The following is a 13,975-nucleotide window of genomic DNA, read 5'->3' as shown; positions in this document are numbered from 1 at the left end:
CGTGCCCGGTGCGGCTCAGCCGCTCCGGGGACCGAACAGGATCACGGCTGTGCCGACGAGGCAAATCGCCCCGCCGGCCAGATCCCAGCGATCGGGCCGATGACCCTCGATTCCCCAGAGCCAGAAGATCGAGGCGGCGATGTAGATGCCGCCATAAGCCGCGTAGGTCCGGCCGGCGGCTTGGCTCTCGACGAGCGTCAGCAGGTAGGCGAAGAGAGCCAGCGAAAGCAGCCCGGGCGCGAGCCACCAGGCCGACCGCTCGAGTCGAAGCCAAGCCCATAAGGCAAAGCAGCCGGCGATTTCCGCCACGGCGGCTCCGGAATAAGCGAGTAGGGTCTTCGTCATCGCCGAACGCTTGCCGTCCAGAGCAGGCATTGCCAAGCGTTCGTCGGGCGGCTCTCGCCCGATAGGGTCAGAACCTCGGCGTGAGCTTGAGCGAAGCGATCCAGGTCGCGACGTCTCCAGATAAGTCTTGCTCTGGATCGCCACGGCCCCGCCTCGCATTGACGAGGGGTGCCGATCGGATCGGACGGCAGTTGCATCAGGCGTCGTCCTCGGGTGCGAAAACCTCGCCCTTTTCGGCCAAGCGAACGTTGTTGCGGTCGGCGCGCAGCTCGCGCAGGGCGCGATAATCCCGCAGCAGCCGGTGAAGCTCTGCCCGCTCCGGATCGGACGGCTCGTGCATGCCGGGATCGAACCCGTCGACGGCAGCCTCAACGTGCTTCTCGAGTGCTGCGTGATCCTGAGGATCGAGCCTCTCTAGGGCTACGAGCCGATCGGCGATCGCCGCGCGCTTGGCATCCATCTCCGACATCGATCGCTCCGCAGGTTGAGGCGGAAAACCAGCGCGTGAGCGGTGAAGCGGTTCCGAATGTCGCGCCGCCGGACCTTCGCCGCGCCTGCCGGGGTTGGTGCGGCATGAACGTCGTTCCCCTCGCAGAGGTAGAGTCCCGCCGCATCCACCGTTCGCGGCCCGCACGCCTATGGCGTCCGCGCCGGGTGCTCGTGACACCGGCCGCGCTCGACCATGCCCATGGCCGGCAGATCATCGAGCGGGTGGAAGCGCTCGGATTGCCGGTCGAGCGCCTGAAAAGCAACCGGCTCACCGGGTTGCGCAACGAGGATCCGCGCCGGGCCTATGTCGAGGCGAAGGCGACGCTCGCCGTGGTGACCGCGCCGCCGACCAAGCTGAAGCTCCAGCCGATCCCGCCCAGCGCCGATTGGCGCTTCGACCTCGCCGAGGGCTGCCCGGCCCATTGCCAGTACTGCTACCTCGCCGGTTCGCTCTCGGGGCCGCCGGTCACCCGCGTCTACGCCAATCTCGATGCGATCCTCGGCAATCTCGGCGGGTATCTTGGCCAGGGCGGGGTCACCAGTGCCTCCGAAGCGCGGGCGGCAGAGGGCACCACCTTCGAGGCGTCTTGCTACACCGACCCGCTCGGGATCGAGCATCTCACCGGCTCGCTCTCGGCGGCGATCCGCCATTTCGGCGCCTGGGACGCGCCGGTGCAGCTGCGCTTCACCACGAAGTTCGCCGCCGTCAGCCCGTTGCTCGACCTGCCGCATTGCGGCCGCACCCGCATTCGCTTCTCGGTCAACGCCGCATCCGCCGCCCGGTACGAGGGCGGTACCGCGCCGCTGGCCGAGCGGCTCGCCGCGATGGGGGCGGTCGCCCAGGCCGGCTATCCCGTCGGCCTGACGATCGCGCCGATCCTGCCCGTCGAAGGCTGGCGAGAGGCCTACGACGCGCTCCTGCGCGGTGCGGCCGACGCGCTGGCCGAGGGACCGAAGCCGGATCTGACGGTAGAACTGATCACGCACCGCTTCACGCCGGGCTCGAAGACGGTTCTGGAAGGCTGGTATCCGGGCTCCGACCTGCCGATGCGCGAGGCGGAGCGCACGCGCAAGTTCACGAAGTTCGGCTCGGTGAAGTACGTCTTTCCGAGCGAGCTGATGAAGGAGATGCGGGCCTTTCTCACGGAGCGGGTCGCGGCGCGTCTGCCGCAGGCACGGGTTCTCTACTGGACCTGAATTCTCTCGCGATTCCGGATCGATCACGCCTTCGCCATGCGGGCCTGACCCGTGGGGCAGATGTCGAGCAGCGCGCAGCGCCCGCAGGCCGGCGAGCGGTGGAAGCAGACCTGCTGCCCGTGCAGCATCAGCACCTCGTGATTGTCGTAGAGCGCCTGCGCCGACCAATCGCCCGGCAGTTGCGCCCGCAGCAACACGTGGCTCGGGCCGACATCGATCTTGGGCCCGATCAGTCCGGTGCGCTGGGCGACGCGGTGGTGGTGGCTGTCCACCGGCAGGGCCGGCATGCGCAGGGTGGAGAAGGAGAGGACCGCCGCACTCGTCTTCGGGCCGATGCCGGGAATGCCCTGGAGCCATGACCGCGCCTCGTCGACGCCGAGATCCCGCAGGAAGTCGAGGTCGAGAGCGCCCACCCTTTCACGGATGGCGGCGAGCACCGTCTTGATGCGCGGCGCCTTCAACTCCGGCCATGTGACGCCGTGGATGATCGCCTCGACCTCCTCGACCGGAGCCTCCTCCACCGCCGTCCAATCCGGCCAGCGCGCCCGCAGAGCCTTGAAGGCGCGGCCCGAATCAGCGTTGCGCGTGCGGTGGGAAAGCAGGGAGGAGATCAGCTCCGAGAGCGGGTCGAGATTGTGGAAGTACGGGATCGGGCATCCGTAGACGCCGCAGAGCCTGCGGTGGATCTCCAGCGCCTTCTCGCGCAGCAACTCGGAGCCGGCGGGCTCCTCGACGCGGCGGGTCCGGCGCGTCGCAGGTGAGGGGTGGTCCGGAAACAGAGACATGGAAACCGAATCCGCCAGGGGATTCGACGGTTCCCGGGCGCGACCTCGGCGCCGCTACTTCGGCAGGGCGTAGATGTTGATGTCGAGCTTGTCGTCGGTCCCCTCGCCGAGATCGGTGACGTATTCCTCCAGGAAGCGGTCCTGCACGGCGATCTCCTTGGCGTCGAGATAGGCGATCAGGGTCTCGTAGGTGCCGTCGATCTCCTCGTAGGTGCCGCTGTGCTTGAAGCGAAGGGCCTTGCCGCTGGGGCTCGAACCGAACTTCACCCCGTTCGTCTCGCCCGCCTGCGCGGGAGCGGCTTCGATCGGGATCATGGCCTCGTACTGGAAGCCGTCATCCTCGGTCTTGGTGAAGAGCGCGATCGGCCGGCCCGCCGGCTTCAGGCCGAGCTTGGCCAGGGTCTCGCCGATGGTCTTGTAGGAGGCCCGGAGATTGGCCCGCGCCTCCTCCCACTTCGTCTCGCCCGCCAGAATCGCCACGGGTTTTGCCGGCAGGGTGACCTCGTCCACGTCGTTGGCTTCGCCCGGATTGGGGACGAGCGTCGGCAGCGTCGAGGGCGGCGGCGTCAGCGAGGGGGCCGCACCGGACTGGGCCGGGCGGGGAATCGGCACCTGCTGTGGCGCGGGTGCGGCTGGATCGGGACCCGACCTCGAGGTGTCCGGCACCGTCGTCGTCGGCAGAGGGTTCGTTTCGGCGGGGGAGGGGGCGTTGGTGGGTGGCGGTGCGCCCTGGCCGGTGGCGGCGATCGGGAGAAGTGGGGCGAGAGCCAGGAGGCCCGCGGCGAGGGAGGGCAGACGGGTCAAGGCATGAGGCTCCGAGTGGCCGACCCCCTGAAGGTAGGGCCGATGGCTGCGCCGCGCGAGAGCGGACGCGCCGCGACGAAACGGTCATCCGAGCCGGACTCGCGCGCTGCCGCGGCTTTTGCCATATACGCCGCACAATCCCCGACAAGCCGCATTAGAAGTCGTCAGAGGCCCGATGAGCCCTCTCGCCAATCGCCGTTTCCTGAAGATGCACGGCGCCGGAAATGCCATCGTCGTGCTCGACCTGCGCGGCACGGACCTGCGCGTCTCTCCCGTGGAAGCCCGCGCCATCGCGGCGGATCCGCATTCGCGGTTCGACCAGCTCATGGTCGTGCACGATTCGGTCAGCCCGGGCACGGATGCCTTCATGCGCATCTACAACACCGATGGCTCGGAGGCGGGCGCCTGCGGCAACGGCACCCGCTGCGTCGCCTACGCGCTGTTCGACGATCCGGCCATGGCGCGCCCCTCCGAGAATGGGCAGCTGACGCTGGAGACGAAGGCGGGGCTCGTCGGCGTGAGGCGGGTGACCGACCGCTCCTTCACCGTCGATATGGGCCAGCCGCGCCTGCGCTGGGACGAGATCCCTCTGGCCGAGCCCTTCCCGGATACCCGCCGCATCGAGCTGCAGGTCGGGCCGATCGACGATCCGATCCTGCACTCGCCCGCCGCCGTCAGCATGGGCAACCCGCACGCGATCTTCTTCACGGAGCGCGATCCCGACGCCTACGACCTCGGCCGGATCGGGCCGCTGCTCGAAGCGCACCCAATCTTCCCGGAGCGGGCCAACATCTCCATCGCCCAGGTGACGAGCCGCGACACCATCAAGCTGCGGGTCTGGGAGCGGGGCGCGGGCCTGACGCTGGCCTGCGGCACGGCGGCCTGCGCCACGGTGGTCGCCGCCGCGCGCCTGCGTCTGATCGGCCGGGCGGCCCGGGTGGCGCTGCCCGGCGGCGAACTTTCCATCGAGTGGCGGGCCGACGACCACGTGCTGATGACCGGTCCCGTCTACCTCGAAGGGGAGGGCAGCTTCGCCGCCGAGATCTTTTCCGGGATCGTGCGTTGAGCGTCGAGACGCTCACCTTCGGCTGTCGCCTCAACACCGTCGAGTCGGAGGTTCTGCGCGGCCACGCGCGAGCCGCGGACGGCGCGCGCGACCTCGTCGTCGTCAACACCTGCGCGGTGACGGCGGAGGCCGGGCGGCAGGCGCGCAAGGCGATCCGCCGGCTCGCCCGCGAGCGCTCGGGAATCGAGATCGTGGTGACGGGCTGCGGCGCCGAGGTGGAGCGCGCGGCCTACGCCGCGATGCCGGAGGTGGCCCGCCTCGTCGGGAACGCGGCCAAGCTGCGGCCGGAGACTTGGCGGACGGGCGCGACGACGGAGCCCGAGGACATCATGGCGGTGCGCGCGGCCGAGCCGACCCGCATCGCCGCGATGAATGGGCATACCCGCGCTTTCGTGCCGGTTCAGAACGGCTGCGACCACCGCTGCACCTTCTGCGTCATCCCTTTCGGGCGCGGCAACTCCCGCTCGGTTGCCATGCCCGATGTGGTGGCGCAGGTGCGCCGCATCGTCGAAAATGGCGGACGCGAGGTGGTGCTGACCGGCGTCGATCTGACCGCCTACGGCCGCGACCTCGATCCCGACCTCACCCTGGGCCGGCTCGTGCGCGCCATCCTGGCGGCGGTGCCGGATCTGGCGCGCCTGCGCCTCTCCTCGATCGATTCGGTGGAGGCGGATGCGCAGCTGATCGCGGCCTTTGCCGAGGAGCCGCGGCTGATGCCGCATGTCCACCTCTCGCTCCAGGCGGGCGACGACCTGATCCTCAAGCGGATGAAGCGCCGCCATGCCCGCGCCGACGCGATCCGCATCTGTCAGACCCTGCGGGCCCTGCGCCCCGGCCTCGTCTTCGGTGCCGACCTGATCGCCGGCTTTCCCACGGAGACGGAGGCGCAGTTCGCCCGCTCCCTCGATCTCGTGGCGGAGTGCGGGCTGACGCATCTCCACGTCTTCCCCTACTCGCCGCGGCCCGGCACGCCGGCCGCGCGGATGCCGATGGTACCCGGCGACGTGATTCGCACGCGCGCCGCGCGCCTGCGAGAAGCCGGTGCGGCGGCCCTCGCGTGCCATCTCGACGGCGAGGTCGGCACACGCCGCCGCGTCCTGACCGAGCGGGGCGAGACCGGACGGACCGAGGCGTTCACGCCGGTCCGATTTTCGCAGCCGGTGCCGGCGGGAGAGATTCGCGAGATCACCGTCGCGGGCCATGACGGGCAGGCCCTGCGCGCGGTGTGATCGGGGTTTTGTTCGAACCTCCGACCCTTCTCCCCATGACGTCGGCCCAAAGTCGCGCGGGCGATGGCACCGTTCGTTCGTCTTCAGAGCGAGGTGATCCTGTCGGCGCCGGACCGACGAGAGCCGAATGCTGTCCTCGACGTATGTGTGCGTTCAAACGAAAGCGGGCGCCCCAAGGAGGCGCCCGCTGATCGTTTACAGTCGATGTCTGAGGCTCAGATTCCGCTGAACTTGTAGTTGAAGCCGGCGCGGATCAGGCTGCCCTCGGTGGAGAAGCGCGAGGTGTAGGAGCCGGGCGGGGTCGGGCCGGTCTGGTTGACCAGCACGTTGCGGCTGCCGAGATCGTAGCGGATGTACTCCGCCTTGATCGTCACGTCGGACTTGATGCCGAGCCAGCGACCGACCGAGAAGTAGTTCAGGAAGCTGTCGACCGGGATCGCGTACTCGATGCCACCGCCGTAGTTGTAGCCGGTTTCGAAGATCTTGCGACCGCCGCCGGTGTACTGCAGAACGGTGGCGCCCGGGTTGAAGAAGTCCGCGCCGTAGCTGACGTGGCCGAAGGCGAGACCGCCGGTGCCGTAGACGAAGAACCGGTCGAAGGCGTAGCCGAGCTTGCCGTTGACGGTGCCGAGGAAGTCGAGGTTCTGCGTGTAGACGCTGGCGTTGCCGACGGTGGGGTTCGGCGCGCCGTAGAAGCCCGTGCGCTTGTCGAGGTCGAGCCAAGTGGCGTCGAAGGCCAGACCGGCCACGAAGCCGCCGCCCGGCGTGAACTGATGATTGTAGCCGAAGCCGCCGCCGATGCGGGAGAAGCCATCGACCTCGCTCTTGAGGGAGGCGGGGCGACGGGCGAGCGTCACGTTGCTGGCGGTGAAGGGATCGTTGCCGCGGGTCTGGATGTTCGGGTTGTCGGTGAACGCGTAGCCCGTGTGCAGGCCGGCGTAGAAGCCGGTCCAGGTGAAGACCGGGACGGGCGCGAAGGCGATCGGCGGGGCCTCGCGGCGGGGCAGATCGGCGGCGAGCGCGGCGGTGCTCAGGAGCGCCGCGGTGCTGCCCAGGAGGAGAGCTCTGATCACGATGGGGGTCGCCTTCGGGTAACGCTGATTTCGAAGACGAAGCTACCAGCGGTAAGGCCAAGCTGCCTATGACTTTCCAGCAACACGCGGCTCGGATAACGTCTGAGTTGCGTTGGCGAACGTTTAAACGCTCAGATCAAGGAAAGTTGAACAGCAGAAAACCGGGGGTGAAAGGAAAAGTTCCCGTTTCTCGATGGGCGTTGAAATGCGCCGCTGCTTCGGCCTTGACCTCCCGGTGTGGGGAATGCTTGTGGCCCTCAAGCCCCCGTCCGGCCAACGGCGCGCCCGATCGCGCCGCTCATCTGCCGGGCCGTTCCCGCCCGCGACCCTTCGCGAAATGCGGGTCCAGCGGGTGTGATGGAGGCTGAATTGAAGCGCTCGCGCCGCACCAAGATCGTCGCCACCCTCGGCCCGGCATCCGACACGCCGGAGATGATCGAGAAGCTGTTCCACGCCGGTGCGGACGTGTTCCGCATCAACATGAGCCATCTGGCCCGCGAGAAGCTTCCCGAGCGCATCGAGGTGATCCGCACCATCGAGCGGGAAGCCAAGCGTCCCATCGGTATCCTCGTCGATCTCCAAGGGCCGAAACTGCGGCTCGGCACCTTCGAGGGCGATCAGGCGATCCTGCAGAACGGCCAGACCTTCGTGCTCGATTCGGACCCGACCCCGGGCAATGCGGATCGCGTCTACCTGCCCCATCCCGAGATCCTGATCGCTCTCGAGCCCGACCACGGCATCCTGATCGACGACGGCAAGTTGCGCCTCGTCGTGACGGAGGTGAGCGAGGGCCGGGCGGTCACCCGCGTCGAGGTCGGCGGCCGCATCTCGAATCGCAAGGGCGTGTCCCTGCCCCATACGGTTCTACCGCTGCCGGCCATGACCGAGAAGGACCGCGGCGACCTGGAGGCCGGCCTCGCGGCCGGGGCCGACTGGATCGCCGTCTCCTTCGTCCAGCGGCCCGAGGACGTGGCCGAGGTCAAGAAGGTCGCCGCCGGCCGCGCCCTGGTCATGGCCAAGATCGAGAAGCCGCAGGCGCTCTCGCGCCTCGACGAGATCATCGAGATCTCGGACGGCATCATGGTCGCGCGCGGCGATCTCGGCGTCGAGATGCCTCTGGAGCAGGTGCCGGGCGTGCAGAAGCGGATCACCCGCAGCGCACGCCGGCTCGGCAAGCCCGTCGTCGTCGCGACGCAGATGCTCGAATCGATGATCACCGCGCCGGTCCCGACCCGCGCCGAGGTCTCGGACGTGGCCACCGCCGTCTACGAGGGCGCGGACGCGGTGATGCTCTCGGCCGAGAGCGCTGCCGGCCAGTTCCCGACCGAGGCCATCGCCACGATGAACCGCATCGCCGAGCAGGTGGAACGCGACGCGCTTTACTGGTCGATCCTGATGGCGCAGCGCTCCGAGCCGGAGCCGACCGCCTCCGATGCCATCGCGGCGGCGGCCCACCAGATCGTCGACGCCCTCGGGCTCCGCTCGATCATGGCCTGGACCCATTCCGGCTCGACGGTGCAGCGCCTCGCCCGCGCGCGGCCCAATGCCAGCGTCATCGCCCTCACGCCGAAGCGCGAGACGGCGCGGCGGCTGACCATGGTCTGGGGTGCGCATCCGATCGTCACCAAGGATGCGAGCGACGTGGACGACATGGCCTTCCGCGCCGGGAAATTCGCCGTGCGCGAGCGCTTCGCCGAGATCGGCGACCGGATCATCGTCGTGGCCGGCGTGCCCTTCGGCATTCCGGGCGCCACCAACATGGTGCGCATCGCCTTCATCACCCGCGAGCACGCCGAGCGGGCCTGAGGTCGGGCTTTACGGCGAGGGCGTTCCCGCTCTCGCCGTCTCAGACAATCCCTCGATCTCGCGGACGAGGGCGTCCGGGGCGGTGTAGGTCAGCATGTGGCCCCGCCCCAACAGCACGACGCGCCGGGCCTCGGGAAGTGCCCGGCTGAGCGGATCGGCCTGCAGTTTCGTGACGACGATGGGGTCGGCATCGCCCGCAACGATCACGCTCGGCAATCGGAGCGTCCCGTAATCCGGCGCCTGCTGCGTCAGCGCCGCCGGCAACCCGGCCAGATCCTGGATGTTGGCGAGCGCCGGCCCCGGCCGCAGGATCAGCGGTGCGCGGCTCGCCTCCGCATAGTTCTCCACCGGGGGTTCGGGCCGGAACACGCGCTTCTCGACATTCGGGAAGACGCTGAGCCCGATGGGCACCGCGACGGTCCGGGTCAGCAGCCACGTGACGGGGGGATGGAGCGCGAACCGCACCCACCAGGGCAGCGGCATGGGCGGGAGCGGCATCGCCACCGGTGCGATCAGCACGAGGCCCGCGACCTGCTCCGGACGGTCCAGCGCCATCCGCAGGGCGAGCGCGCCGGACCAGGAATGGCCCGCAAGGATCACTCGACCGGCGCCGATCCGCTCCAGGGCCTGACCCAACGCCCGGCCCTGGAAAGCCGGCGTGGCGGCTTGCGCGCCGGCGAGCCTGTCGCTGTTGCCGTAGCCCGGCCGGTCGAAGGCGATGACGCGAAAGCCCGCGCGGGCGAGATGCCGCCCGAACCCCTCCATCGGATCGTAGGCATTGCCGCCCGCGCCGTGGAGCAGGACGACCGTCCCCCGCGCGCCCTCTCCCGGCCCGTCCTCGAGATAGGCGATTCGGCCGCCCTCGACCGCCACGCTGCGATCGGCCCCTGGATAGCGCGCCTCGACGCGCCACGCGATCAGCCGCGTCGCGACCGCCGCGCCGACAAGCGCCAACGCTGCGAGTCCTGCGGCAGCCGCGAGAAAGCTCACGGAGAATTTCAGGAGGTCGGCGAGGAGGGACATGGGCGGCGACCTCAGAGGTCGCGGCCGTCGACCTCGGGCGTCAGGCGCTCGATCGCCTTCTGGAGCACGTCCCATTGCGGGTAGAGCGCCTCGGCCCGGCGGAAGGCATCGAGAGCGCGGCCCTTGTCGTCCTGCGCGAGGTAGAGCTTACCCAGAGCGGCCCAGGCCTCGAAATGGCGCGGCTCCAGCACCAGGGCCCGCTGCAGGTCGGCGATGGCGCTCGATGTGTCGGAGAGCCGCCAGAACAGGGTGGCACGCCGGCTCCAGCCCTCTGACCAGTTCGGCTCCAGGGCGACCGCGCGATCCATCAGCTCGACGGCGAGCGGAAGTTCGTTCCCGCTCATCGCCTGCCGGGCACGATCGGAGAGAAGGTCGGCGGTCGCGCTGCCGGAGCGGCCGAGACGCCGCTCGATCAGAGTAGCGATGGCCTTGGCCTCGGCCTCGTCGCCCGCTCCCTTGAGACGGGTGTAGAGTTCGTCGAGGCTGACGGGCGGATGCGGCTTGCGCTCCTTCTCCGTCCGTTCCTTGCCGGCGGCCAGAGCCGGCGCGACGTCCGCGGCCCCGGCGAACGCGAGGCCGAGCCACAGGGCGGTCAGAAGGCGGTGTCGACGAGCGTCCATGGGCCGGAGCTTCCACCCCGAACCCGGCCCTCGTCAACGCGCCGCGGTGCCGCGCGGGCGCGGCGCTCGTTCAGGTCTCAGCCCTGGCGGGCCTTGAAGCGCTTCTGGGTCTTGTTGATGACGTAGACGCGGCCCTTGCGGCGGACGAGCTGGTTGTCGCGGTGACGGGCGCGCAGGGACTTGAGGGAGTTGCGAATCTTCATCGGTCTCACATCGGCACGGAGTCGAGACCGGCCGCCTGCTGTTCAAGGTGTCTCGAAGGGACGGAGCGCCGCGAGGGCACTCCGGCGATGACGTCAATGACATCGCGGGGAGGCGGTCGCCTTATCAGACAACCCCCGTCCGAGGCAAGAAGCCGCGCGGGATCAGCGCTCCTTCCAGGCCTTGGCGATCTGATCGGTCAGGGGCTTGGTGAGATAGGACAGCACCGAGCGCTCGCCGATCTGGGTGTAGGCCTCCACCGGCATGCCCGGCACGAGGCGCAGGCCCTTCAAGTGATTCTTCTCGTCGTCCCGGATGCGGATGCGCGCGGTGTAGTAGGCCATGCCGGTCTTGGCGTCCTGGGTCACGTCGGCCGAGACCCGCACCACCTCCCCGTCGATCTCCGGCGTCGTACGGGTGTTGAAGGCCGGAAAACGCAGGATCGCCTTCTGGCCGACCCGGACGTTGTCGATGTCTTGGGGCTGCACCCGCACCTCGACCAGCAACTGGTCGGCCGCGGGCACGATCAGCATCGCCGGCTCGCTCGGGGTCACGAGGCCGCCCACCGTGTGCACGCTCATCTGGTGCACGAAGCCGTCCTGCGGCGCGCGCAGCTCGACCCGCTTGAGCTGATCCTCGGCCGCCACGCGCTTCTCGCGCAGCTCCGACCACTTGGCCCGGATCTCCGCCAGATCCTTGCCGACCTCGCTGCGCATCTCGCCGTCGATCTGGATGATCTGCAGCTCGGTCTCGGCGATCTTGCCCCGCGCCGAGGCGGTGGAGGCGACGAGCTGGCCGCGCTCGCCCTCCAGCCGGGCGGCGTCGCGCTCCAGGGCGGTGACGCGGGAGAGCGGCACGAGGTTCTTGGCGTAGAGGTCGCGCACGCCCTTCAGCTCGTGCCCGATCAGGCTGATCTCGCGGTTCTTGGCCTCCGCCTGCTCGGAGAGGCCGGCGATCTCCTGGCGAAGCTGCTCGACCCGTTCGCGCAGCTGCGCCTTCTGGCCCTCGCGGCTGGCGACGCGGGCGGCGAACAGGCGCGATTCGCCGTCGATCAGCCGAGCGACGGTCGGGTCGTCATCGATGCGCGCGACGAGCTCGGGCGGGAAGGTGACGATCTTCAGCCCATCGCGCTCGGCCTCATCGCGGGCGCGGCGTGCGGAGAGCTCGTCCAGGGCCTTGAGCACGATGTCGAGGTTGGCCCGGGTCTGGGTCTCGTCGAGGCGGATCAGCACGTCGCCGGCCGCGACCCGCTGACCCTCGCGGGCGAGGAGCTGGCCGACGACGCCGCCGGTGGGGTGTTGCACCTTCTTCACGTCGGTCTCGACCACGAGCTGGCCCGGAGCGATCACGGCGGCCGCGATGTCGGTGAAGGTGGCCCAGCCGCCGACGCCGACGACCAGAGCGGCCGAGAGGCCGATGGCCAGGGCGAGGTGGCGCCGGATCGAGCCGTGGGCGGCGGGCCGCGGCAGGGCGGGTTCGAGGACGGACAGGGGCGCGAGGCTCGAGGACATCACGCGCTCTCCTGCAGGGCCGTTCCGGCCGTCGTCTGTGCCGGCACCGGGACCGGAGCGGGCGCCGGGCGCAGCACGCGCTTGAGGATCTCGTCCTTGGGCCCGAAGGCCTGGGCGCGCCCGTCGGCCATCATCAGGATCAGGTCGAGGGCGGCCAAGGCGCTCGGCCGGTGGGCGACGACTACGCAGATGCCGCCGCGGCGACGCACGCCGGCGATGGCCTCGGTCAGCGCGTTCTCGCCCTCGCTGTCGAGGTTGGCGTTGGGCTCGTCGAGCACCACGAGGAAGGGCTCGCGGTAGAGGGCGCGGGCGAGGCCGATGCGCTGGCGCTGGCCCGCCGAGAGCCCGCTGCCGCCCTCGCCGATGCGGGTGTCGTAGCCTTCCGGCAGGCGCAGGACCAACTCGTGCACGCCGGCCGCGCGGGCGGCGGCGATGACCGCCTCGGAGGGGGCGCCCGGCTCGAAGCGGGCGATGTTCTCGGCCACCGTGCCGGCGAAGAGTTCGACCTCCTGCGGCAGGAAGCCGATATGCGCGCCGAGATCCGTGCTCGACCATTGGTCGAGCGCCGCCCCGTCGAAGCGGACTTTTCCGCGCACGGGCGGCCAGACGCCGACGAGCGCCCGCACCAGCGAGGACTTGCCCGAGGCCGAGGGCCCGATGATGCCGAGCCCCTGTCCGGCCCTGAGGCCGAAGCTGACGTCCTGCACCACGAGGCGCGGCGTACCGGGCGGAGCGATGCTCGTCCCCTCCACGGTGATCGAGTCGCGCGGAGCCGGTAGGGCGTGCGGCTGCGCCTCCGGCGGCATCCGCGCCAGCAGGCCCGAGAGGCGGTGCCAGCTCTGGCGCGCGGCCACGAAGCCCTTCCAGTTGGCGATGGTCATCTCCGCCGGGGCCAGCGCCCGCGAGACGAGGATGGAGCTGGCGATGATGACGCCGGCGGTCGCCTCGTTGTGGATCACGAGCCAGGCGCCGAGCGCCAGCACGCCCGATTGCAGCGCCATGCGGAAGACCTTGGAGCCCGCGCCGTAGCCGCCGCCGACATCGGAGACGGTCTGGTGGGCCGCCCGGTAGTCGTGGTTGGCCAGCGCCCAGCGGGCGGCGAGGCGCTGCTGCATGCCCATGGCCGTGAGCACCTCGGCGTTGCGGCGGCCGGCCTCGGCGAGCCCGTTGCGGCGCATGCCGTGGCCGGTGGCGGCCTGGGTCGGTCCCTTGCTGGCGGTATCGAAGAGGAAGGTGAGCGCGCCGAGCACGGCAAGGCCGAGGAGGGCCGCGACGCCGATGAGCGGATGGAACAGGAAGCAGATCGCGAGATAGACCGGCATCCAGGGCAGGTCGAAGAAGGCGGAAGGGCCGGTGCCGGCCAGGAAGGCGCGGATCTGGTCGAGATCGCGCAGGGGCAGGAGGCCGTCGCCCTGGCTCGTTCCCTTCAGCGGCGCACGCACGACGAGATCGAAGACGCGCCCGCTCAAGGCCTCGTCCAGCGCGGCACCGATCCGGGCGAGGATGCGGGCGCGGATCGTCTCCAGCACGCCCTGGAAGGCGTAGAGCACAAGGGCGAGCGCGCAGAGGCCGATCAGGGTCGGCACGGAGCGGCTGGGGATCACCCGGTCGTAGACCTCGAGCATGAAGAACGAGCCGGTGAGGTAGAGGACGTTCACGAGGCCGCTCATCAGAGCGACGCCGAGGAAAGCCGACCTGCACTGCCCCAGTGCGGCGGCGATTTCGTTCCTGTCACGCCCGTCGCTCACCCTCGCGTCTCCCCCGTCGTGCATCCGCCCGCTCTTCGCGCCTCTCCATAACGGCAAACGCGGCAGAGTCTAAGCACA

Annotated in this window: 14 protein-coding genes; 4 read left to right on the top strand and 10 right to left on the bottom strand. The window is 69.9% G+C overall.

The features are described 5' to 3' along the window. Positions 1–15: 15 nt before the first annotated feature. Together BY998_RS02885 and BY998_RS02880 are read right to left on the bottom strand one after the other, a co-directional pair. A complete protein-coding gene (locus tag BY998_RS02885; protein ID WP_110350261.1) occupies positions 16–345 on the bottom strand; it encodes a YnfA family protein in 330 nt (109 codons plus the stop codon). A 196-nt stretch (positions 346–541) separates the two neighbouring features. After that, positions 542–814, bottom strand: coding sequence for a hypothetical protein (locus tag BY998_RS02880; protein ID WP_110350088.1), 273 nt, complete (start codon positions 812–814; stop codon positions 542–544). 104 nt (positions 815–918) lie between these two features. Between BY998_RS02880 and BY998_RS02875 the strand changes: the two genes are divergently transcribed. Next, a complete protein-coding gene (locus BY998_RS02875; RefSeq protein WP_110350087.1) occupies positions 919–2,031 on the top strand; it encodes a spore photoproduct lyase family protein in 1,113 nt (370 codons plus the stop codon). 23 nt (positions 2,032–2,054) lie between these two features. Here the strand turns inward: BY998_RS02875 and BY998_RS02870 are convergent, their stop codons facing one another. Together BY998_RS02870 and BY998_RS02865 are read right to left on the bottom strand one after the other, a co-directional pair. Next, positions 2,055–2,816, bottom strand: a complete 762-nt coding sequence (locus BY998_RS02870) for a Fe-S cluster assembly protein HesB (protein WP_110350086.1) — start codon at positions 2,814–2,816, stop codon at positions 2,055–2,057. Positions 2,817–2,870: 54 nt separating this feature from the next. Beyond that, complete coding sequence (locus BY998_RS02865) at positions 2,871–3,620, bottom strand: GyrI-like domain-containing protein (RefSeq protein ID WP_110350085.1); 750 nt, start codon at positions 3,618–3,620, stop codon at positions 2,871–2,873. A gap of 175 nt (positions 3,621–3,795) precedes the next feature. On the opposite strand from BY998_RS02865, the gene dapF reads away from it, so the two are divergent. Both dapF and mtaB read left to right on the top strand, forming a co-directional pair. Further along, positions 3,796–4,686, top strand: a complete 891-nt coding sequence (gene dapF / locus BY998_RS02860; protein ID WP_110350084.1) for a diaminopimelate epimerase — start codon at positions 3,796–3,798, stop codon at positions 4,684–4,686. Then, entirely contained in the window at positions 4,683–5,915 is a 1,233-nt protein-coding gene (gene mtaB, locus BY998_RS02855) for a tRNA (N(6)-L-threonylcarbamoyladenosine(37)-C(2))-methylthiotransferase MtaB (protein ID WP_110350083.1), read from the top strand. The genes dapF and mtaB overlap by 4 nt, the downstream gene beginning before the upstream one ends. Before the next feature lie 215 nt (positions 5,916–6,130). Here mtaB and BY998_RS02850 read toward each other — a convergent pair whose 3' ends face one another. Next, entirely contained in the window at positions 6,131–6,988 is an 858-nt protein-coding gene (locus BY998_RS02850; RefSeq protein ID WP_110350082.1) for a porin family protein, read from the bottom strand. A gap of 369 nt (positions 6,989–7,357) precedes the next feature. Between BY998_RS02850 and pyk the strand changes: the two genes are divergently transcribed. Further along, positions 7,358–8,794, top strand: coding sequence for a pyruvate kinase (pyk, locus tag BY998_RS02845; protein WP_110350260.1), 1,437 nt, complete (start codon positions 7,358–7,360; stop codon positions 8,792–8,794). A gap of 9 nt (positions 8,795–8,803) precedes the next feature. Here the strand turns inward: pyk and BY998_RS02840 are convergent, their stop codons facing one another. The 5 genes from BY998_RS02840 to BY998_RS02820 all read right to left on the bottom strand — a co-directional run bounded on the left by BY998_RS02840 (position 8,804) and on the right by BY998_RS02820 (position 13,921). Further along, a complete protein-coding gene (locus BY998_RS02840; protein ID WP_110350081.1) occupies positions 8,804–9,817 on the bottom strand; it encodes an alpha/beta hydrolase in 1,014 nt (337 codons plus the stop codon). Between the two features lie 11 nt (positions 9,818–9,828). Continuing rightward, positions 9,829–10,437: a tetratricopeptide repeat protein gene (locus BY998_RS02835; RefSeq protein ID WP_110350080.1), complete on the bottom strand. Its 609-nt coding sequence runs from the start codon at positions 10,435–10,437 to the stop codon at positions 9,829–9,831. A gap of 77 nt (positions 10,438–10,514) precedes the next feature. Continuing rightward, positions 10,515–10,640 carry a type B 50S ribosomal protein L36 gene (gene ykgO / locus BY998_RS02830; RefSeq protein ID WP_017486015.1) on the bottom strand — a complete coding sequence of 42 codons (126 nt, stop codon included), beginning with the start codon at positions 10,638–10,640 and terminating at the stop codon, positions 10,515–10,517. A gap of 162 nt (positions 10,641–10,802) precedes the next feature. Continuing rightward, the gene (locus tag BY998_RS02825) at positions 10,803–12,149 is read right to left on the bottom strand and encodes an HlyD family type I secretion periplasmic adaptor subunit (RefSeq protein ID WP_110350079.1); all 1,347 of its coding nucleotides are present in this window, start codon (positions 12,147–12,149) and stop codon (positions 10,803–10,805) included. Continuing rightward, on the bottom strand, positions 12,149–13,921 hold the full coding sequence (locus BY998_RS02820; RefSeq protein WP_110350078.1) for a type I secretion system permease/ATPase: 1,773 nt from the start codon (positions 13,919–13,921) through the stop codon (positions 12,149–12,151). The genes BY998_RS02825 and BY998_RS02820 overlap by 1 nt, the downstream gene beginning before the upstream one ends. Positions 13,922–13,975 lie beyond the last annotated feature (54 nt).

Origin of the sequence: Methylobacterium sp. B4 (genome assembly GCF_003201865.1) — a bacterium.
In the GTDB taxonomy this organism is placed as follows: domain Bacteria; phylum Pseudomonadota; class Alphaproteobacteria; order Rhizobiales; family Beijerinckiaceae; genus Methylobacterium.
This window is presented reverse-complemented; position numbering and strand designations above follow the sequence as displayed.

Excerpts from the sequence above, each read along its gene's own strand:
- BY998_RS02885 (WP_110350261.1), bottom strand. The coding sequence starts at position 345 with ATGACGAAGACCCTACTCGCTTATTCCGGAGCCGCCGTGGCGGAAATC.
- BY998_RS02880 (WP_110350088.1), bottom strand. The coding sequence starts at position 814 with ATGTCGGAGATGGATGCCAAGCGCGCGGCGATCGCCGATCGGCTCGTA.
- BY998_RS02875 (WP_110350087.1), top strand. The coding sequence starts at position 919 with ATGAACGTCGTTCCCCTCGCAGAGGTAGAGTCCCGCCGCATCCACCGT.
- BY998_RS02870 (WP_110350086.1), bottom strand. The coding sequence starts at position 2,816 with ATGTCTCTGTTTCCGGACCACCCCTCACCTGCGACGCGCCGGACCCGC.
- dapF (WP_110350084.1), top strand. The coding sequence starts at position 3,796 with ATGAGCCCTCTCGCCAATCGCCGTTTCCTGAAGATGCACGGCGCCGGA.
- BY998_RS02840 (WP_110350081.1), bottom strand. The coding sequence starts at position 9,817 with ATGTCCCTCCTCGCCGACCTCCTGAAATTCTCCGTGAGCTTTCTCGCG.
- BY998_RS02835 (WP_110350080.1), bottom strand. The coding sequence starts at position 10,437 with ATGGACGCTCGTCGACACCGCCTTCTGACCGCCCTGTGGCTCGGCCTC.
- ykgO (WP_017486015.1), bottom strand. The coding sequence starts at position 10,640 with ATGAAGATTCGCAACTCCCTCAAGTCCCTGCGCGCCCGTCACCGCGAC.
- BY998_RS02825 (WP_110350079.1), bottom strand. The coding sequence starts at position 12,149 with ATGTCCTCGAGCCTCGCGCCCCTGTCCGTCCTCGAACCCGCCCTGCCG.
- BY998_RS02820 (WP_110350078.1), bottom strand. The coding sequence starts at position 13,921 with ATGCACGACGGGGGAGACGCGAGGGTGAGCGACGGGCGTGACAGGAAC.